Origin of the sequence: Lactobacillus sp. B4015, from assembly GCF_026536055.1 — a bacterium.
GTDB classification, from domain to species: Bacteria; Bacillota; Bacilli; order Lactobacillales; family Lactobacillaceae; genus Lactobacillus; species Lactobacillus panisapium.
This window is the reverse complement of the sequence record NZ_JAFNOY010000003.1, coordinates 133,462-154,232: the sequence shown is the minus strand read 5'-3', so window position 1 is coordinate 154,232 and position 20,771 is coordinate 133,462. Positions and strand designations below refer to the sequence as shown.

The window sequence follows — 20,771 nt, the reverse complement described above, 5'->3', positions numbered from 1 at the left end:
ATCTTTTTTAGTTCTGCTAATCAAGTAAATTATTAGCTAAATCCTGCATTTCTGTATCCTCTGGTTCAAGTTTCAAATAACGATTTAATAATTCTTGAACAATGGTAGTTGAATTAGGTTCAGCATTAAAAAAGAGAATCATTTGCCGTAAAAAAGCGGTGTTATCCTGAAATTCGGGATAAACAAGTAAAAACTCACTTTTAGCCTTTTCAGTCTGCCCAAGAGCCTCATAAGAAAGAGCCATGTTCCAATGTGCTTGTGGCTCTAATTCATTATCAGGTATTTCACTAAATAATTCTAAGTTTTCTTGGTGCTTATTTTCCTTTAAATATAAATCTGATAGTTGCAAACGTAAATCAACGTTTTCAGGTAAAAATTTCAAGCCTTTTTTGAGCAATTTCTCAGCGGTGTCAAGTTCATTAAGCTTAACAGCGGCTTTTGCCCCAATTGCGTATAAAGATGCATCAAGCTCGTTATATGCGATTCCGGCTTGTGCTGACCGTAAAACTTGGTCATTATCATTTTTGTGTTCATAAGCAGACGTCAACAGCCGATATGCATTCACGTAATCAGGACTTTGGTCAATCACTTCATCTAGGTATTTGATTGCCTGATCGTCTTTATTGACCGCTAACATAACTAAGGCTGCTTGGTACTTACTGTCAATGTCTAACAGTTCACTCGCGTGTTTTTCAATTACTTCACTTGCTTCTTCATAGCGGCCCAACTTAGCTAGAGTCTGAAACAGACGGTCATTTAGGTTAATCTCACTAAAGTTTTTATGTCTTTTTAATAAATCCTGATACAAATCTAAGGCTTGCTCATAACGGCCACTAAGATAGTCTAGTTCCGCTAATCCAAACTTTACGACATCTTCTTCAGGTGCGACTTTAGCAGCCTTTATGAGCTTGCTATACGCCGTCTCAAGCAAGCCATTAGTTTGATAGTAATCAGCTTGGACTAATAGGCTATCCAAATAAGCGGATGAATCTTTTGGAATTGCATAAAGAAGTGACAGTCCATCATCGTCTTTACCATCATTCAATAGAATTTCAGCGAGGTAAATTTTGAAAAGGTCTTCTTTTGGAAAACGCGCAATTAAACTGCGGTAAACTTCTTTGGCTATATCAGTAAAACCTAAGCCAGTTAAATTTTCGGCTAATGAAGCCAAAATTTCTGGTTCATCTTCATCTAGAGCCTTTTTTAATAAAATTTTTTCTTTGGAAAAATCTTGTTTTTGAATTGAATCTAGCAACTCTTCTGAATAGCTCATAATTTCCCTTCCTGTCTCAGATTCATCGTGTTCATTTTAGATAAAAATACAAACAAAAAGATGATGGCATTTTTGGCCACCACCTTTTCGATAAAACTAATCAGCCTATTTAACAGCTTCTTTAAGAGCTTTACCTGGTCTAAATGCAGGAACAACACTAGCTGGAATTTTTATTTCATCACCAGTTTGTGGGTTACGTCCTTTTCTAGCTGCACGCTTACGCACTTCAAAAGTACCAAAGCCAATCAATTGAACTTTTTTACCTTTTGAAAGATCCTCTTGGATCGAACTGAAAATTGCATCAACAGCTGTAGCTGCATCCTTTTTGGTTAACTTAGTTTTTGAAGCAACTTCAGTTACTAATTCTGCCTTATTTGCCATGGAAAATTCACCTCCCAAAAATGAATCTCATAATAGAGATTCTTTACTTATTCCTCATCAGAGAAACAAGGAACAATGATCATGACTAATCATTCCTTCCTTGTTTCAAAATAGCACAAAAGCCATAGTACAACAAGCAATTTAGCCGAAAATTGTCATTTTTATCTATTTGCTAGATACAAACTATTTTCTTTTACGTGCAATAACCTTAATTGGTGTGCCAGTAAAATCAAAGTTATCACGTAATTGATTTATTAAAAATCGCTCATAGGAAAAATGCATTAATTCTGGATCATTTACAAACACCACAAAAGTGGGCGGATTTGTAGACACCTGAGTCATATAATAAACTCTAAGGCGTTTTCCTCGTACCATTGGTGTTGGTACCAACTTGCTAGCTTCGAGCAGGAGATCGTTTAAAACACTGGATTTAATTCTTTGAGTCTGGTTTTGGTGAACCTGCTTAACCATCTTCGGAATTTGCTCCAAGTTTTGGCCCGTTTTTGCTGAAACGAATAAAATAGGCGCATAGTCTAGATACTGGAATTCTTCACGAATAACTCGTTCAAAATCTTTACCACTATTACTGTTCTTCTTCGGTAAATCCCATTTGTTGACGACAATAATAATGCCGCGTCCAGCCTCATGTGCGTACCCAGCAACATGTTTATCTTGTTCCCTAATACCGGTACTAGCATCAAGAACCAAGCAGACAATATTGGAATGCTCGATCGCACTCATTGCACGCATTACCGAATACTTCTCAGTCTTTTCATAGACTTTGCCTCGTCGTCTGATTCCAGCTGTATCAACAATTCGGTATTTTGTACCATCTTCGCTAATAAAAGGGGTATCTACAGCATCACGAGTTGTTCCCTCTTCATTATTGACAATTACCCGCTTTTGTCCGAGTAAACTATTGACAATCGATGATTTACCAACGTTTGGTCGCCCGATTACACTGAACGAAATCTGGTCATCATCATCTTTAGCTAGATCTTTTGGTAGTTCACTAACAATTCGGTCAAGCAAATCACCAATTCCCGTTCCGTGAACACTAGAAATGGGAATTGGATCTCCGAAACCTAAACTGTAAAAATCATAAATATCCATTCTTTGTTCAGGATTATCTGCTTTATTAACCGCTAATATAACCGGCTTTTTTGTTTGATAAAGCATTTGCGAAATTCGCTCATCTAAATCGGTTAAGTGATTAGTAACACTAGTTAAAATTACAATCACATCTGCCTCTTCAATAGCTATTTCGGCTTGGGCACGAATCTCATCTTCGATTCGGCCATTTTCCCAAGTAATACCGCCAGTATCAATTAAGTCAAATTTATGTCCCATCCATTCAGCTTGGGCATAATTGCGGTCACGGGTAACGCCGGGCTTATCTTCTACAATTGCCAAACGCTCATTAATAATCCGGTTGAAAAGAGTAGATTTACCAACATTTGGTTGTCCTACAATTGCAACTACAGGTAAAACCATATTTTCAGCCTCCTTTTAATTATAAAAAAAGCCGACTTAAAAAGTCGGCTCATTAAATTTACAACTAACGACGATCTTTCAATTGGTCACCAATAATGTCACCTAAAGCAAAGCCACTGTCATCGTTGTTCATGTATTTCTTGTTAACAGAGTTTCTGTTGTATGAACTGTGTGAATGAGATCCTTCATTTTCAGAACCTTTAGAATCAGCAGCCTTCATTGAAAGTGAAATTCTACGTTCATTAGGGTCAATGTTCAAAACTTTAACCTTAACTGTTTGTCCAACTTCAAGAACATCACTAGGTTTGTCTACGTGTTTATATGATATTTCAGAAACGTGGACCAAGCCTTGAATGCCATCAGCAACTTCTACAAAGGCACCAAAGTTAGTTAAAGACTTAACTTCACCTTCAAAAATGTCGCCTTCGTGTAATTCAGCGGTAGCTTGTTCAAATGGGGAAGGTTCAGTTTGCTTGATTGAAAGGGAGATGCGGTGTCTGTCATCATCGATACCAATAACTTTAACTTTAACATCTTGACCAGCCTTTAATACATCACTAGGCTTATCAACGTGCTTGTAAGAAATTTCAGAGATGTGAACTAAACCGTCTACACCACCAACATCAACAAAAGCACCAAAGTTAGTCAAACGAGAAACTTTGCCTTCTACTACATCACCTACAACTAATTGTGATGCAACTTTATCAAAGGCTTCTTCACGTTCTTCTTCAATTAAATCCTTGTGAGAAAGAATCAAACGGTTCTTGCTTGGATCAATTTCTGTAATCTTAAGCTTCATTGTCTTGCCAATGTATGGTTTAAGATCAGATACATAGCGGTTGGAAATAAGTGAAGCTGGTAAGAATCCTCTTGTACCAACATCAACTAATAAACCACCACGTACTGATGAAGTAACAGTACCTTCGATTGTTTTACCTGCCTCAAAGTCTTTTTGCAATTCGTCGTAAGCTTCTCTTTCCTTAAGACGAGTTACTGAGAAGAAGAACTCACCGTTCTCCTTGTCTCCACCAGCTTTTCTCAAGACTAAAGCTTTAAACTTGTCTCCTGGCTTAACGGCTTCGCGTAGATCAACGTTGCGATCTGAAGTGAATTCACGACGTGGAATCACACCTTCGACACCAGCATTTTCAACACCAACATCGATTTGACCTTCTTCAACGTCTAATACTTCAACATCTACAATATCGCCGACCTCAACTCCTTGCATTTGCTTTAATGCATCTAAAAATTGATTACTGTTTTCTGACATTATTTACCTCCCAATATCATAATCTAATTTTAAATGAAAGTGAGATATTTTTCTACTGTTTTAGCACCTTTTTTAAATATTTTTTTGACTTTTAGCAATTTCAGCCAAAATTGCGTCAACAACTTGTTCAATACTCATCTTAGTCGTATCAACTTCAACCGCATCTGGCGCCTTTTTTAACGGTGAAATTTTGCGATGAGAATCTTTGTAATCACGTTGCTTAATGCTTTCCTCAATCTCTGTCAATGTTTGACTGCTTTTTATTCCGCGTTGCTTCAAATCTAACATTCTTCTTTGGGCACGAGATTGTGCTGAAGCTACCAAAAAAATTTTCACTTCCGCATGGGGTAAGACTGTAGTGCCAATATCACGCCCATCCATTACGACATTCATCTTACCTGCCATTTGCCGCTGAAGACTGACCATTTTTTGCCTAACGCCAGAAAGTGCTGAAACCTGGGAAACATTTGCTGAAACTTCAGGCATCCGAATTGCCTGTGTAACATCATTTTTACCTGCAAAAACTTTTTGTTCACCATCAACTACTTTTAATTCAATTTGATTTTGATCAACTGCGGCTAGGATCGCCTCTTCGTCACCATAATCAAGCTGATTTTCTTTTGCTATTACCGTGCAGGCACGATACATTGCCCCAGTATCAATGTAAGTAAAACCCAATTTTTGCGCAATAATTTTTGCGACTGTACTTTTACCAGCTGAAGCTGGTCCATCAATTGCTATCTGCATGCCATTAAAAAAGGGACTTGAAGTCCCTGCCCTTTCTATTAACTACTTTACTCTCAGCTTCTGACCGGCATTTACTTGATCTTCTGGATTAAGTTGATTAAGTTGTGCCAAATCATTAACCGTTAGGTTAAATTTATCTGCAATACTAGTTAAAGAATCGCCGCTTTGAACTGTATATTGTTTAACTTTTGTTTCAGCTGGCTTATCCTGTGCCTGAACTTTAGGCTTGGATAATGTTTTTTTCTTTGCCCTGTCTTTAACCTTCGCATTAATTTGAGTCTTGGAAGTCTTCTTTTCTGTTACCCGTTTGCGCTTCTTAGTCGCTTTTTGCAATTCAACTACCCGGTTGCTGGTTTCACTATTTGCAGCTAAATGATGCACAACCGGTACAAGAGCAACAATAATAATAACTATAAGAACCATTAAGATCATCCAGTATTTTGAGCCTGACTTATTAATCATCGTCCTAGAATTATGAGGGCGTTCATAATGCTTAAACGGTCCTTGCGGGTTCTGATTCAATTTGAAAACCTCCTTCACCTAACTTGCTTAATTTTAGCATATTTAATAGGTAAAATGGATAAAAATAATATTGAATCAAGTTGAATTTAGAAACTGTTTTTAGTTAGTATTTTCGTTTGAAGAAGCATGGTCCGCAATTTGTTGGTTAATTTGCTTAACGATATCTTCCAAAGATATTTCCATCATTTTCTTTTCTGCATCTTTTTCAATTTCACCATAAATATTTTGAAGAACTGGTTGAATATTTCTACCCACAATACAATTTTGATTGGTATCAGGATCGACATGGAAAAGATGGTGATTAACATTAAGAGCTTAATGGATATCGAATAAACTGATTTCGGAAGGCGGCTTAACTAAAGTTGGTTTAACTGAACCTTGATGACTAGAAAGTAAATTAGCTTTGCGTAAGTCACTCATTAGGCTTCTAATTACACTAGGATTAGCTTCTACGCTTGCCGCAATTGCTTTGCTCAAATGGTCAGAATCTGGGCAAAGTAATAAATAAGCTAAAACATGAATAGCATCACTTAATTTATAAGAGTATTTAATTTTGTTCTCCTTTTATAAAACAATTTTCTTAATTGCTGTACTTAAATCGGTCAATGGGTGTCCTAACACTAATGGTAAATCTGAACTAGTTTCGTTTAAGGAACCGCTAGCAATTGGCTCTTAGAAAGAGGCATAAAGAGTTGCCGTTGAGTGATCCAACCCCTTATTTTCCAGGTCAGCAATATAATCTTCACGAGAGACCTGCAAAATTGAACACTTTTTGCCCAATGCTTCGCTTGTAGCTTGTCCTAGCTCTTGATAAGTAGTTGGCTTGCCCGTAAATTCGTAAACTTCACGTGGCTCTGAAGAAGTTAAAACATTAGCAGCTGCCTGTGCATATTCACTTTCTAAAGCCCAGCCGGCACAATTGTCTGCCCAGTAAACAGCTTTTTGTGCTTCTTTAGCACTTGCAAAAAATCCTGCTTCATTTTCTAAATACCAGTTGTTACGCAAAAACGAGTGCGCAATATTGGTTTTAGTAATCATGACTTCAGTTAGCTTGTGATCTTGAGCTAGCGGTGTAGGTGAACTTTGAGCATGAGCAAAACTAGTATAGGCCACAAAGCTAACAGGATTTGCCTGAATCGCGTTAACTACATTTTGGTGCTGCACTTTGCGGTCAACTTTTCCGCCAGGTTGAGAGGAAATAAATAAGACCCGATCAATTCCCTGCAATGCTTCGGTAATTGAAGTTTGCTTATCATAGTCACCAATTCTTATTTCAAAATTGGGAAAAAGCTTCTCGGCTTTCTCCCGATTTCTGGCAATGACGACAATATTTTTTGAACCAGTTAATTGACTTAAGTATTTCACAGCCAGTTGGCCAAAATTTCCGGTTGCAGCTGTAACAGCGTATTTCATTTTTAGTCTTACCTTTCAGAATTCATAATTTGTTGTTTTATTTTCGACAAGTTTAATTGCACTACATGTAAATAATAAAACAACAAGAAATACTTGGATTTTTGATTCTTTTGGGGCGGTTAACTGAATGTAAAATTTATGGTCACTGCAATTTTACTAATTTAATTGGCTATAAGGCCGCTAAATTTTAGTCACGAAAAAGCATCAAGTTACCTTGTAGCTTAATGCCTAAAAATATGATTTGCGATATTTTACCAAAAATAAAATCAATTTTTACTGGTTTTTTCAACTTTAAAATGATTGGGCAAAAAGTGGCAAATAAAAAACAGTTCTTGAACGAGAACTGTTTTCCTAATCATATTTTAAAAAATAATATCCCAAAATTAAGTTAATTCTTTAAATTAAAATGCTTTCTTACGAATGGCTTTAAGCTGCGTAAAACAACTTCAAATAGGAAATAAACCACTACCCCATTTATTGCTCCTTTTAATAAGTTAAATGGGACGATTATGCCAAAAATATACGTAGACATTGACGGAATATGGAGAAGTTGACCAAGATAAACTTTCTCCGTAAAGTTAAGCAGTCCAGTATAGCCGTGAATTGCTGGTAAATTCGTAACCGTAGTCACTGCATATATTGGCGTCAAGATTAAGGCATTTAACAAGGATAAAACAATTGTCATCGCTATTATGCCCAAAATAATTCCGATAATTGGTTTAACATAAAGTTTTTTGGCATTTTTTTCGCCAGCCGAAACATCCTTAGCAATGTAATAAAATGGCAGTGCAAATGACATAGAGGCGGCTAAAGCAGCTAATTGGCCAATGACACTTGGCAATGCAAATCCTTTATAAATCAGGTCAATTAACATTCGAACAGCGGCAATAATAAGACCAGGTACTGGACCGAATAAAAAGGTCCCAATCGTAACAATAACATCAGAAAAGTCGAATTTTAAAAAGCTAGCTACTGGGAGAGGAAAAGCCAATTCCATTAAGATAAATGAAATGGTTCCAATTAGTACATAAGCAATTATATTAGTTAGATTTGTGATATTTCTTCTTTTCACAATACTTACCTCCAAAAAGAATAGGTCTGTTGCTCCTAGCAACAGACCTAATAAAAGTAAGTATTCAAAAATAAGTCTTAACTTTTAGTTTAGCCTGTCTTCTTTCATCTAGACTTTAACTATCGGTACCATAATTGGTTCCACCACAAAAGTGGGTCGTGGACTTTCACCACCGGTCGGGATTTTCACCCTGCCATGAAGACAACAAACTGATATTTAACTACAAGTAAATACTAGTCTACCTGTTTTAATCTGTCAACTTCACTGTGGGTAAGTTCCCTGTATTTGCCAGAAACAAGATTACCCAAAGTCAAAAAGGAGTATCGTTCACGGGATAATTTCTTTACCTGATGGCCTACGGCTTTAAACATTCTTTTGACTTGATGGTAATGTCCTTCATGAATCGTTAACTGCACAATTTGGCTATTCTTCTTTTTATCGCTCCGGATAATTTTTACTTTAGCTGGTGCACTTCGATGACGATCAATTCTGACTCCATGAGATAAACGATGAATTTCCTCTGGTGTCAGTTGACCCTCAATCTTTGCTACATAGACCTTAGCAACCTTATTGCGAGGATGCATCATTAAATTAGCTAGTTCACCATCATTAGTCATTAATAACAAACCTGAAGTATCATAATCAAGCCGGCCAATTGGGTATAGCCGATAAGGTAAATCGGAAAAATAATCTACTACGGTCTTTCTTCCCTTGTCATCATTTGCTGTTGAAACGACGCCGCGTGGTTTATAAAAAAGATAAGTATGCAGACTTTCACGCTCAATTGGTTCCCCATCAACCGTAATATTGCTAAAAGTATCTACCTTGGTTCCAAGTTTGGTAATAATCTCGCCGTCAACGGTTACTCTGCCTTCTTCAATCATTTTTTCAGCCTTACGACGAGAGGCAATTCCCGCCTCTGCGATTACCTTTTGTAAACGTTGTAAACTCATTCTTTATCTCCTTTTTGTGCTTCAGCAATATTTTTATCTGCTTTTCCATTAGCTGAGAATAAGTCGATTTCACCCTCAGAGTTAATACTTTCATCTTCAAAGTCTTCTATCAGAGGTAAATCAGCTAGACTTTGATAGCCAAAATACTGTAAGAAATAATCACTGGTGACATACAAATTGGGGTGTCCTGGTGCATCCTTTTTACCATCTGCTTTAATAAGTCCACGCCAAATTAAAGTTTGGAGCGCCCCAGATGAATTCACTCCACGAATTTCATCTATTTCAATGCGCGTAATGGGCTGACGATAAGCAATAATTGATAAAATTTCTAGTGCCGATTGACTTAACGACTTTGACAAATCTTTTTGAAAAAAATTAGCCACTACTTCACTAACTTCTGGTCTAGTAGTCAATTTATAATTATGGTTGATGTGTATCACCTGGAGACCAGAATCTTGATTTTGCTTAAGCTTAGCTGCCAGATTTTGGGCTAATTCGCGCAATGCGGAATGCTCAACTTGCATTAACTCACACAAATTTTCACTTGGAATACCATTATCGCCTGCTATATATAGCAATGCCTCCAATTGTGCAATTTTACTTACCATCTTTTTCAATTCTTTCTAATTCCAGATCACCGAAAATTCGCGACTGCTTGACCTTAATTTCCTGTTTTTTACATAATTCTAATAATGCTAAAAACAAGCCAATTACATCTGATAAGCTAGTCATCTTGTCGCTACAGGAGAAAAAGCTAATTTTTTTCTGCTTAGCCAATTTGGTGCGTAAGAAGTCAATCATATCATTAATTGGCGTTTCTTTCACATTAACCGAAACAATATCAGGCTGGCGTAGTCTTAATCTTTGAAGTACAACGATGAAAGTATTTGCTAATTCTGAAGAGGTAATTTGACCTAAAGGCAACGGTTGCACCCTTTTGGTAGCTGGTATACTTTCTTCTTTAGCAGCTGTAATGGGTACTTCATTATTTCGCTGCTTAAAATAAGCCGATACTTTTTTGAAAACGGAATACTGAACTAGCTGTTGTACCAACTCATCTCTAGGATCTTCTTCGGGTTCATCATTTTCGGTAAAATCATTTTGAGGCAAAAGTGATTGGGACTTGATCCTCAACAGCATTGACGACATGACAAAATACTCGCCAGCAATTTGCAAGTTTAGTTTCTGCATCTCATGCAAATAAGACAAATATTGGCTGGTGATCTGAGCAATTGGAATATCATAGATATCAATTTTTTGTGATTTGATTAAGTGAAGAAGTAAATCAAGCGGCCCCTCAAAATTGGGCAATTCTAAAGTTAAGTTACTGGTCATAGTTCTATTTCTGTTTTAAATATTTCATCAAATAAACGTATTCTGGGACAGTGGTTATTTTTTTCTGGGGATTGCCAGCCGCTAATTCACAAATTGCCTGCTCTTCATATTTTTTCTTACGGTAATCTGGAGCAAGGGAAATATAGCGTATGACAATAAATTGTTCATCCCACTGAGTGCCAATTACGCCAACAAAGTTGGGATTATGGTCGCGATACAAAAATAACCGAAATTCCTTACTGTTTTTATTAAGCCGGATTTCATCTTTTAGATTAGCTAAATTTTTAAAGTCTGGGAGGTAGGACAATAAGCCCATCGCTACTTTTTCTTTATCATTTTTGCATTCAATTAACATATGTTCACCTAAAATCGCGGATGTGTTTTTGCATAAACTTCTAAAATATGCTTTTGGGATAGATTGGTATAAATCTGCGTTGTACTAATGTCAGAATGGCCCAAAATTTCCTGCACTACGCGTAAATCTGCACCATTTTCTAGTAAATGGGTCGCAAAAGTATGACGCAAGGTATGCGGTGTAACGTTTTTGGTTATCCCTGCCATCTGGCAATAACGTTTAATTATTTGCCAAACTGCCTGTCTAGTTAAAGCACCGCCACGATTATTGAGAAAAATAAAGTCAGTATTCTTACCTACTTTTAGTAATAAAGGATCACGGACTTTTTCCTGATAGCTGTTAATCCAAGAAATTGCCACGTCACTAATCGGAATCAAGCGCTCCTTCGAACCTTTACCGAATACTTTCAATAATTTTAATTCTTCATGCAAATCATTAAATTTAAGGTTAATTAACTCACTCACACGAATTCCCGTTGCATATAGGGTTTCGAGCAAAGCTCGATCACGTAAACCAAGTTTTTTCTTTAAATCAGGCTGCTGCAATAAATTATTAACTTCAGCGACACTTAACGCTACCGGCAATCTATGCTCTTTTTTTGGTGAGTCAACTTCAAGCATCGGATTAAGTTTTTGGATATTCTGACGAACAAGCCATTGATAAAATTTCCGCAAACTCGAAATCATGCGGCTAATTGAACTAGTTGCCTTATTTAAGTCTTTTTGACCAGCTAAAAAGGCATCGATATCAACTGCTTTTGTTGGCCAAGACGTAAAACCCTCGTTTTTTAAAAAAGTCAAGAAATCCATTAAGTCTTGCCGATATGCAGTGATGGTATTGTCACTGAGTCCGCGCTCAATTTGGCTGTATCTTAAATAATCTTCAACATCTTCTCGCAGTTTATGCATCTTGCTCGTCTTCTGGATCATTAATCAAACTAATTGTACCGGCAGTTTTATCTTCCGAAATATAACGTGCTTTAAGCAAATGGCCCAGAGCCCGTTTAAAGGCCGCTTTTGAAATGCCAAAATAATTCTTAATTTCTTGCGCATCAGATTTGTCGTAAAACGGTAATGTTTTAGTATTCTTTCGCCGCAAACTCATTAAAATCATTTGGGCATCATCATCTATTTCTTCAAAAGCACGTGGCAAGCTACTCAAATTCAACCTGCCATATTGACTAATGCCGATTACGCGACCTTTAAACTGCTCACCTAAACGTAGCGGACGACTCATTTGGGAGGCATGAACAAAAGCTAAATAATAATCAGTAGTAATCACAAAAGCGCCAATTTCTCGACTAGAATAGACTGTTCCAAAAGCATCCTTATTTTTCATATCGTTAGGAAAATGGGCTGCCAATTGCTCAAAAATATTTTCATCAGCCAATTTGGCCCAAATTCGCTCTTTATCATCTGTTTCAAGGTGAACTAACAATTGATCATCTTTACGGGGCCACCTCTCTTTGGCAAAGGGCAAATCATCAACTGATAAAACGACATCCTTATCCGGTAAGCCAATATCAACAAAAACGCCCAAATCGAATTTTACATCGGTTACTTTACCCCAACCGTACTGGTCTTGTTGCGCAAAAGGTAGAAATTGTGTCATCTCCCGGTTATGCTGCTTGTCGTCATATAAAAAGCCCTTTATTTCATCGCCAAGCTTAGGCTGCTGTTCCTGAGTAATCTCCTTGCGCTTTAATTCGTAAGTCAGTCCCTCAATTTGAACATAATAAGCTTCATCATTTTGGTCAATAATTTTTCCTTTTGCAATCGTGCCGAGCATAAACTTCTCCCCTAATTTTACATATTTCATCTTTACCAAGTATACCATTTTACCGAAAGAATTTGACAATCGCTAATCTTATTTAATTAGCGAGCAGTAGCACCAGTAAAATGAGTATTAGATTCTTGAAAAAACAAAAAAGCTAGCATCCCTGCTAACTTTTTCATTAATATTGGTTCACAAAATTAAAGGTTTGAAACTTCGCCTTGGTAAATTGCACCACGACGTGCATCAACTGTAATAGTTGTGTCACCAGCAATCTTCGCAGTTGCTTCGGTTACACCAACCACAACTGGAATACCAAGTGAAAGTCCAACAACAGCAGCATGTGAAGTTAAACCAGAAGCTTCTACAACCAAGCCAGAAGCCTTCTTAATAGCAGGCAGGTAGTCAGGGTCTGTAGTCTTAGCAACTAAGATGTCGCCTTCCTTAGTCTTGCTAATAGCTTCTCCAGCACTGTTAACAACAACAGTCTTGCCAACAACTGAACCATTACCAACACCTAAGCCTTGAGCTAACTTGCTACCAATGATTTGTAATTTCATCAAGTTAGTTGTACCAGAATCACCAACAGGAACACCGGCAACGATAATTACTAAATCACCATCTTTAACATAACCTTGTTCCTTAGCAACTTTAGCAGCTACTTCAAACATGTCGTCAGTTGATTCAGGCTTTTCAGTGAGCATTGGTTGAACGCCCCAGCAAATGCCAAGTGAGTGTTGAATCTTTTCATCAAATGTCAAAGCCAAGATGTTAGCATTTGGACGGTACTTAGAAATCATTCTTGCAGTGTAACCAGAATTAGTTGCAGTAATAATAGTCTTGACACCTAATTCTTGAGCAGTCCGAACAACAGATTCACCGATTGCTTCGGTTACGTTTGAACCCTTGTATTCTTCAAATCTTTGTAAAGCTAAAGTATTGCGCTTAAGAAGTTCTTGCTCAGTTCTTTCGTCAATTTCAGCCATTGCACTAACAGCTTTAACTGGGTACAAACCATTTGCTGATTCACCAGAAAGCATTGTTGCATCGGTTCCATCAAGAACAGCATTAGCAACGTCAGAAACTTCCGCACGGGTTGGACGTGGGTTTTCTTGCATTGAATCAAGCATTTGTGTAGCAGTAATAACTGGTTTGCCAAGGGCATTAGCTCTTTTGATTAAATCTTTTTGAACAAATGGAACATCGATGAACGGAATTTCAACACCCATATCTCCACGAGCAACCATCAAACCATCAGAAACTTGTAAGATTTCATCGGCATTGTCAATACCTTCTTGTGATTCAATCTTAGGATAAATCTTAACGTAATCACAACCAGCTTCTTCACAAAGCTTACGGATGTCAAGAATATCTTGAGCTTTACGAGCAAATGAAGCAAAAATAAAGTTAATTCCGTGCTCTAAACCAAATTTAATGTCATCAGTATCTTTTTCAGTGATTCCTGGAAGGCGAATTTCAACGCCAGGTGCATTAACACCCTTCTTAGAACCGATTACACCAGTATTTTGTGCTTCACAGACTAATTCTCTGTTAGCATCGTCTTTTTCTTTAATTAATAAATCAACTAAACCATCATCAATTAGAACGTGACCACCAACATGAGTATCATCATAAAGTCCGTCGTAAGTAACATGAATCATGTCCTTGTTACCTGGCTTAGTTGCATCCATTGAAACGCGGATCTTATCACCAGTGTTGAGAGTGAACTTGCCACCTTCTTGATCAGTGGTTCTAATTTCAGCACCTTTAGTATCTAAAGCAATACCAAGAACTAAACCAGTTTCTTGTTCAACTTGGCGAACCATCTTCATCCGTGAAAGGTGTTCAGCATGGTCACCGTGTGAAAAGTTGAAACGAAATACATTTACTCCAGATTTTGCTAGAGCAGTAATAGTTTCAATATCATTCGATGCTGGCCCTAAGGTACTAACAATTTTAGTTTTCTTCATTATGTAAAAATCTCCCCAAAATCGACTAAATTATTTAGTCATTTCATCATTTATATCTAATAACGTCTCATCACTGCGGTGGGTATCATCAAACAAATCGAGAATATCATGTGTTTCTAATTGGCCATTCTCCATGCCGACAGCTAAACCGCCTTTACCATCGAGAAGTAACTTAACAGCATAATTACCCATTTTTGTCGCATTGATTCTATCCAAAACAGTTGGTGAACCACCACGTTGCATGTGACCTAAGATATTAGCTCTGGCGTCAAAATCGCCGTGTTTTAGAAGTTCAGTTCTAAATTCATCAGCATCCATTACGCCTTCAGCCAATACGATAATACCATGATCCTTGCCTTCTGCAAAGCCACGTGTTAGTGTCTGAGCAATTTCCTTAATATCATAAGGACGTTCAGGAACAACAATTGCGTCTGCACCACTAGCTAGACCTACGCGCATTGCAATATCACCACAGCCACGTCCCATTACGTTAACAATGAAAACGCGGTGATGGCTGCTAGCAGTATCACGAATCTTATCGATTGCTTCTAAAGCTGTATTGCAGGCTGTATCAAGGCCAATGGTGTAATCAGTGCAAGGAATATCGTTATCAATGGTTCCTGGCAGACCAATCGAGTTAATGCCTAGACGGGTTAATGCCAAAGCACCGTGATAAGAACCGTCACCACCAATAACGATAACAGTATCAATGTCATGTTTCTTTAACTGTTCGACGCCCTTTTTTTGCACTTCTTCTTGTGCAAATTCTGGGAAACGTGCACTGTAAAGAAAAGTGCCGCCTAAACTTATCATGTGGTCAACTTTTTCAGCAGTTAGCGTAACAAAGTCACCCGCAACTAACCCGGCAAAGCCATAACGAATACCAACGACACCAAGCCCGTTATGAATAGCAGTCTTGGTAACAGCTCTAACGGCTGCATTCATACCAGGAGCATCGCCGCCGCTCGTTAAAATACCAATTCGTTTCATGAATTCACCTCATTAAGATTTATTGTGTAATTTCTCACATCCACTAAATTTTAACATTCTTTGCCAAAAAAATCTCACAAAAAATGAGATATTTTCTTGATTTACCAGTCTTTTTGCTTGTTAGCGCTATCAGTCTGAAATTGCTCAAGTATGCGCAAAAAATGCTTATTTGTAATTAACCACCCGTAAATTAGTCAAAACATACTGCTTTTTACTTGAATCAAAACGGTCATTTTGAACTTTTATTCCCAATAAATAGATGTTACCTTCTTTTAAAATAGATTGATTTTTTTCATATATATTAGGAAAAATTACAATATCTTGGCGACCAGTCGAATCAACAAAATTACCAAAAGCCATCGTGGTATTTTTTTTGGTTTTGATCAGTTTTAGTGACATCAGTTTTCCCACGGCAACTCCCGAATCATTAATTTCATATTGCTCTAGTGGCCTAGCCTTAAATTTTTCAGCATACTTTTGAACAGCAACAAGAGGCGAAGTCATCGTGGAAAAGCCTAAAGCTTCTTGCTCCATATCAGCTTTTTCCGCGCTAGTTGGTTCAGGAGCCTGCTTAATTGGTACCCCACCGAGACTTTCAGATAGTGCCTGATTATTACCAGTTAACTGAATATTTTCAATAATTTCTGGACTATTTTCCAGTAATTCATTTCGGTTGGCATTCAGGTTATCAAAGCAACCAGCTTTGATCATAGGTTGAATCATTTTAATCTTCAAGTAATTTGAATTGATCCGCCGTAAAAAATCATCAAACGAATCAAAAAGCTTATTGTTACGCTGCTTAATAATTTGAGTCAGAAAGTCATTTCTCAGACCTTTAACTGCCCGCAAACCAACTAAAATTTGGCCATTAACAATTTGATAGCTTAGTGCGCTTTTATTAATATCCGGTGGTAAGATTTTAACCCCAGCGCCTTGTGCCCGCATGATGTAATCACTAACTTTGAAATGATTGCCACTATTAGAATTTAACATGGCACCGTAGAATTCTGCAGGGAAATGCACCTTAAGGTAGGCAAGCCAAAAGGCTATTTTGGTGTACGCGACTGCATGTGATCGGTTAAAGCCATAATTGGCAAATTGCTCAATGTAGCTATAAACCTTTTGTCCTACCTCACGTGAACGACCATTTTTGACCGTGCCATTAATAAATTCGGCCCGCTTTTGCTCAATCACTTTCTGATTCTTTTTTGACATTGCCCGCCGCAAGATATCAGCTTCTCCTAACGAAAAGCCAGCTAAAATCTGGGCCGTTTGCATAACTTGCTCTTGATAAACCAAGATACCATACGTGGGCGCCAGAATCTGCTTCAAACTAGGATCGGGGTAAGTAACTTTTTCCTTTCCCCTTTTTCTGGCAATAAAAGAATGGATATTTTGCATCGGACCTGGACGATAAAGGGCATTGACGGCTACTAAATCTTCAAAGTTATCGGGGTGCAATTCGCGCAAAACTCCTCTAATCCCGCCTGATTCAAATTGGAAAACAAGATCAGTCTTTCCTTCTTGAAACATTTTCATCGTCGCTGGATCATCTAACGGAATCTGATTGACATCAATTCTTTTTCCTTGACTGTGAATCATGTCAACGGTATCGCCTAAAATGGTTAGATTTCGTAATCCCAAAAAGTCGATTTTTAAAAGTCCAAGCGCTTCAACATATTTTTTGGTTTGCTGGGTAATCGGGATGCCAAGCTGCCCTGCCTGCAAGCCAGAAATAGCTGCGATTGAATTATCACTGAGGACTAAGCCAGCAGCATGAATTGAATAATGCCGCGGTAAGCCCTCAAGCTTCTTAGCTGTTTCAAACAATAATTTGTTTTTAGTATTAGCTCCAACAAGTAACCGCATCTTAGACGAATTCTCGTAAGCTTCTGGTAGTGAAATTTTAGTCTTAGAATAAGGCACACTCTGCGACCATTTTGCCATTTCCGGTTCTTTTAAGCCAAAAGCGCGTCCCGTATCACGCAATACTTGCTTTGCGGCCAATGTTCCAAAAGTCAAGATTTGCGCTGCATGATCCATTCCGTATTTTTCAAACATGTATTTAATTACGTCATCTCTGCGATTATCAGGAATATCTAAATCAATATCCGGCATTTCATGTCGAGCAGGATTTAAAAAGCGTTCAAAGAGCAGCTGATATTCGATCGGATCAACTTTCGTAATTCGCAAAGAATATGAAACTAACGAACCACAAGCAGAACCTCGTCCCGGTCCCGTGACAATTCCGGCTCGATGGCAATAATTGATTACATCCCACACAATTAAAAAGTAATCATTAAATCCCATCTGATCGATTACTTGGAGTTCGTAATCAAGCTGCTTTTGGTATTTTTCCGGTGCTTGCCCACCATTAAAGCGCTCTTGTAATCCTTTTTGTGCTAAGTAGTAAAGATATTCTTTCGACGTTTTAAACTTAGTTTGCTTGTATTTGGGTAAGACAGGGGCTTGAAAAATAACTTTAGCATTACATTCTTGGGCAAGATTGTGCGTATTCTTTAAGGCATCATCCAAATCCAATTCATGATACCTGTTGCTAAGTTCTTGGGCAGAAGGCAAATAGTGTGAACCCTTTTGTTTTGCTAGTTCATCAATGTCTTGTAGCACCTCGCCTTTTTTTACTGCTCGTAATGTTTTAGCCAGAAATTGATCGTGAGGTTGCAAATATTGCGTATCTTCAACACTAACAAGTGGTATCTTAAATTGTTTAGACAATGCTCTAACATAATTGATATAAGTCTGCTGCTTTTCTGAGCCATAAACCCCTAAATAAACTGAGTCACTATCGTCCACTAATGCCAATAATTGACGTAATAAATCATTGCCGAGTTGTTCATCTTGCTTTTGCAGCTGTAAAAGCTCGCTATGCGTGTTAGCTGGAACAATAAGTACGATATCATGCAAATCTTTTTGGACTTCTTTTAAAGTTAAAACTGCCTTTTTTGTCCCATTTTCAGTTAACAGATTAATTCTGCTCGAAATTCGTAAAATATTGCGGTAGCCTTCATCCGTCTTAGCTAGAGCAATCAAATCATAGTGGTGTGCGCTATCAATCAATCCGTTTAGCCTAAGCTGCATCCCTAGCAGTGGCTTAATACCAAGTTCTTGCGCAATTTCATAAAAGTTGACCAGACCATAAGTAACGTTAATATCGGTTAACGCAACTGCTTCATAGTCAGCCTTTTTGGCCGCACTCAATAAGTCCCTAATTTTAATTGGGCTTTCTAACAATGTAAATGAACTAATATTTTGCAGTGCCGCAACTTTCATCTGGACTCCTCCTTTATTTTAAATTTAGTATACCAAAAACCTCTCTTTTAGTTTGAAAACCTGCACAAACTTTGCTAAAATTCTTCTATGAAAGAGGGAACTGCTATGAGTCGTTATATCGTAACAATTTGCTGGAGCATTGTTTATATGTTAATCGTCGGTTTTATTGCCGCACCTTTAACACAAAATGTTTTTAACTTGGGCGAAGCTGCGATTGTTGGTTTAATTTTTGGAGTGTTATTCGCTGCCATTATTCCAACTATTACCGCCCACTCAAGTAAAGATAAGAGCAAGTATTCTAAGCTTAAATAAAATAGATAAATAGTAAAAGCCATTAACGCATTTGCGTTAATGGCTTTTCTTATTGCAATAAAAAGTTTGGTTTGCAATCGACTTGAGGTTTAGCTTTAGTCAAAAATTCTTGAAACATTTGAACATAATCTTTAGCAAGAATTGATGTGATTTTTTCGGGAGCATAACCCGGATAAAATCCTCCTCCCATTGCGCGGTAATTATTAACAGCTAAATAATACGTTTTTCTATCTTCAATTGGTTGACCATTTAATTCAAGCTTAGTCAATCGGTGGCCCGGTTTTTTCTTAATGTCTGCCTGATAATTAATAGGATAAAAGATATCAAAATTAAATAATTGATCACGCTTAGCAGGTAGAAAAGTCACTTGTCCCTTAGCGTCTTTTGTTAAAAAAGATAAGCTATATTCAATAATCTCACGTAGTTCTTGGCCAGTAAGCTTAACTTTGCATAACTGGTTTGCGTACGGGTAATTTAATAAAATATCACGCATGGTGACACTTTTGCCAAAGCCCTTGGCTGTATCACTCATAACAGCAGTCGCAGAAACATCAGCGTGAGTAAAATATAGTTGCATTTGCTGCAGAAGGTTGACAAATGGTGCTCCTTTGATGCGAGCTTGCTCGGCATTATTAATTGGTGCCGGTTGAACAAGCTTAGCAACAGGTTGATCTAGCCAAATTTGCGTTTCTTTATTCAAGGTCGCCGCTAGTTTGATTATTTCTGGGTCAGGAGCAAAGTCTTTAGCATCAATCAACGAAGCCGTTTTTGTCTTAATTTTTCTTGTTTGCTCATCAATTTCAAGAACAACTTTTCCCACCGCTTCTCCGCGATAACCCGGTTGTACAATCGCGGTATCATGGGCTACTAGGCTCATTCGGCGATGCTGGTGCCCAGTTAGCATGATATCGATTTCTGGAATTTGCGTTAATATTTGGTAACCTTCATTCTCCCCTGTTGCTGGTTCAGTTATCTGACCTGATTCTGGATCCTTTTCAAAACCGCCATGATATAAAACTGTTAAGACATCAACTTGAGGCCGCAATAATTGCGCATAATAACTTGCTTGCTCATAGGCAGAAGCAAACCGTAAGCCAGCGACATGCGCTGCCGGTTCCCAGCTAGGGACCTTTTGCGTTGTCAAACCAATCAGTCCGATTTTTAGCCCATTTTTTTCAATAATCAAATAATCATTGCCAAAAGCCGGTTGGTTAGTCGTCTGATTCAAGATGTTACTATTCACGATCGGACTGGAATTATGACTAAGAAAATATTTGAGATAATCAAGCCCATAGTTAAAATCGTGATTCCCTAGACAACGGGCATCATAGCCAATTGCTTGGTCAAAAGCTACGTACTTAGACAAAGCACGGTAATTCTTAACCGAATGAACATAAGAGGCAAGTGGTGATCCTTGTAAGTAATCACCCGCATCCGTTAGAATGACATTTTCTTTCCCATAACGAGCTTGCTCGGCTTTAAAGATTGCACTCACCCTAGCTAACCCAATTGGTGCATCAGTGTCATGCTGGTTTTGATAATCAGTTGGCAAAATATAACCATGAATATCGCTTGAACTCAAAAATACTAGTTTCATTATTTACCTTTCCCGTGGCAATT

18 protein-coding genes, 2 pseudogenes and 1 riboswitch are annotated in these 20,771 nt (G+C 37.8%); of the genes and pseudogenes, 1 reads left to right on the top strand and 19 read right to left on the bottom strand.

Annotated elements, in window-relative coordinates:
- Positions 1–16 precede the first annotated feature (16 nt).
- From J3U71_RS04035 to J3U71_RS03950, 18 genes and pseudogenes are all read right to left on the bottom strand, one after another.
- Positions 17–1,273 carry a tetratricopeptide repeat protein gene (locus J3U71_RS04035; protein WP_267392686.1) on the bottom strand — a complete coding sequence of 419 codons (1,257 nt, stop codon included), beginning with the start codon at positions 1,271–1,273 and terminating at the stop codon, positions 17–19.
- A 105-nt stretch (positions 1,274–1,378) separates the two neighbouring features.
- The gene (locus J3U71_RS04030; protein WP_220269617.1) at positions 1,379–1,654 is read right to left on the bottom strand and encodes an HU family DNA-binding protein; all 276 of its coding nucleotides are present in this window, start codon (positions 1,652–1,654) and stop codon (positions 1,379–1,381) included.
- Between the two features lie 183 nt (positions 1,655–1,837).
- The gene (der, locus tag J3U71_RS04025) at positions 1,838–3,148 is read right to left on the bottom strand and encodes a ribosome biogenesis GTPase Der (protein ID WP_220221117.1); all 1,311 of its coding nucleotides are present in this window, start codon (positions 3,146–3,148) and stop codon (positions 1,838–1,840) included.
- A gap of 64 nt (positions 3,149–3,212) precedes the next feature.
- Positions 3,213–4,418, bottom strand: a complete 1,206-nt coding sequence (rpsA, locus tag J3U71_RS04020) for a 30S ribosomal protein S1 (RefSeq protein WP_103751587.1) — start codon at positions 4,416–4,418, stop codon at positions 3,213–3,215.
- 72 nt (positions 4,419–4,490) lie between these two features.
- On the bottom strand, positions 4,491–5,165 hold the full coding sequence (cmk, locus tag J3U71_RS04015) for a (d)CMP kinase (protein ID WP_220269615.1): 675 nt from the start codon (positions 5,163–5,165) through the stop codon (positions 4,491–4,493).
- Positions 5,166–5,207: 42 nt separating this feature from the next.
- Positions 5,208–5,687: a LysM peptidoglycan-binding domain-containing protein gene (locus tag J3U71_RS04010; protein WP_267392687.1), complete on the bottom strand. Its 480-nt coding sequence runs from the start codon at positions 5,685–5,687 to the stop codon at positions 5,208–5,210.
- A gap of 99 nt (positions 5,688–5,786) precedes the next feature.
- A pseudogene (locus J3U71_RS04005) lies at positions 5,787–6,239 on the bottom strand (Rrf2 family transcriptional regulator).
- Positions 6,240–6,251: 12 nt separating this feature from the next.
- Positions 6,252–7,100, bottom strand: a pseudogene (locus J3U71_RS04000) (NAD(P)H-binding protein).
- A 388-nt stretch (positions 7,101–7,488) separates the two neighbouring features.
- On the bottom strand, positions 7,489–8,172 hold the full coding sequence (locus J3U71_RS03995; RefSeq protein WP_220221112.1) for an ECF transporter S component: 684 nt from the start codon (positions 8,170–8,172) through the stop codon (positions 7,489–7,491).
- A 92-nt stretch (positions 8,173–8,264) separates the two neighbouring features.
- Positions 8,265–8,379: riboswitch (FMN riboswitch) on the bottom strand.
- 26 nt (positions 8,380–8,405) lie between these two features.
- On the bottom strand, positions 8,406–9,125 hold the full coding sequence (locus J3U71_RS03990; protein ID WP_103751583.1) for a pseudouridine synthase: 720 nt from the start codon (positions 9,123–9,125) through the stop codon (positions 8,406–8,408).
- Positions 9,122–9,733 carry an SMC-Scp complex subunit ScpB gene (scpB, locus tag J3U71_RS03985; RefSeq protein ID WP_267392688.1) on the bottom strand — a complete coding sequence of 204 codons (612 nt, stop codon included), beginning with the start codon at positions 9,731–9,733 and terminating at the stop codon, positions 9,122–9,124. The genes J3U71_RS03990 and scpB overlap by 4 nt, the downstream gene beginning before the upstream one ends.
- Positions 9,723–10,460, bottom strand: a complete 738-nt coding sequence (locus J3U71_RS03980) for a segregation and condensation protein A (RefSeq protein WP_220269611.1) — start codon at positions 10,458–10,460, stop codon at positions 9,723–9,725. Before J3U71_RS03980 ends, scpB begins: the two co-directional genes overlap by 11 nt.
- A 4-nt stretch (positions 10,461–10,464) precedes the next feature.
- The gene (locus tag J3U71_RS03975) at positions 10,465–10,815 is read right to left on the bottom strand and encodes a reductase (protein WP_103751580.1); all 351 of its coding nucleotides are present in this window, start codon (positions 10,813–10,815) and stop codon (positions 10,465–10,467) included.
- A gap of 8 nt (positions 10,816–10,823) precedes the next feature.
- Entirely contained in the window at positions 10,824–11,723 is a 900-nt protein-coding gene (gene xerD / locus J3U71_RS03970; protein WP_267392689.1) for a site-specific tyrosine recombinase XerD, read from the bottom strand.
- Complete coding sequence (locus tag J3U71_RS03965; protein ID WP_267392690.1) at positions 11,716–12,603, bottom strand: S1 RNA-binding domain-containing protein; 888 nt, start codon at positions 12,601–12,603, stop codon at positions 11,716–11,718. The genes xerD and J3U71_RS03965 overlap by 8 nt, the downstream gene beginning before the upstream one ends.
- Before the next feature lie 185 nt (positions 12,604–12,788).
- A complete protein-coding gene (gene pyk / locus J3U71_RS03960; protein WP_267392691.1) occupies positions 12,789–14,558 on the bottom strand; it encodes a pyruvate kinase in 1,770 nt (589 codons plus the stop codon).
- Positions 14,559–14,588: 30 nt separating this feature from the next.
- Positions 14,589–15,548 (bottom strand): 6-phosphofructokinase, encoded by a 960-nt coding sequence (pfkA, locus tag J3U71_RS03955; RefSeq protein ID WP_267392692.1) that lies wholly within the window; start codon positions 15,546–15,548, stop codon positions 14,589–14,591.
- A gap of 165 nt (positions 15,549–15,713) precedes the next feature.
- Positions 15,714–18,839, bottom strand: coding sequence for a DNA polymerase III subunit alpha (locus J3U71_RS03950; RefSeq protein WP_267392693.1), 3,126 nt, complete (start codon positions 18,837–18,839; stop codon positions 15,714–15,716).
- Between the two features lie 105 nt (positions 18,840–18,944).
- Between J3U71_RS03950 and J3U71_RS03945 the strand changes: the two genes are divergently transcribed.
- On the top strand, positions 18,945–19,151 hold the full coding sequence (locus J3U71_RS03945; protein ID WP_103751574.1) for a DUF2929 family protein: 207 nt from the start codon (positions 18,945–18,947) through the stop codon (positions 19,149–19,151).
- A gap of 49 nt (positions 19,152–19,200) precedes the next feature.
- On the opposite strand, the gene J3U71_RS03940 is transcribed toward J3U71_RS03945, so the two are convergent.
- Positions 19,201–20,748, bottom strand: coding sequence for a bifunctional metallophosphatase/5'-nucleotidase (locus J3U71_RS03940; protein ID WP_267392694.1), 1,548 nt, complete (start codon positions 20,746–20,748; stop codon positions 19,201–19,203).
- Positions 20,749–20,771: the final 23 nt, after the last annotated feature.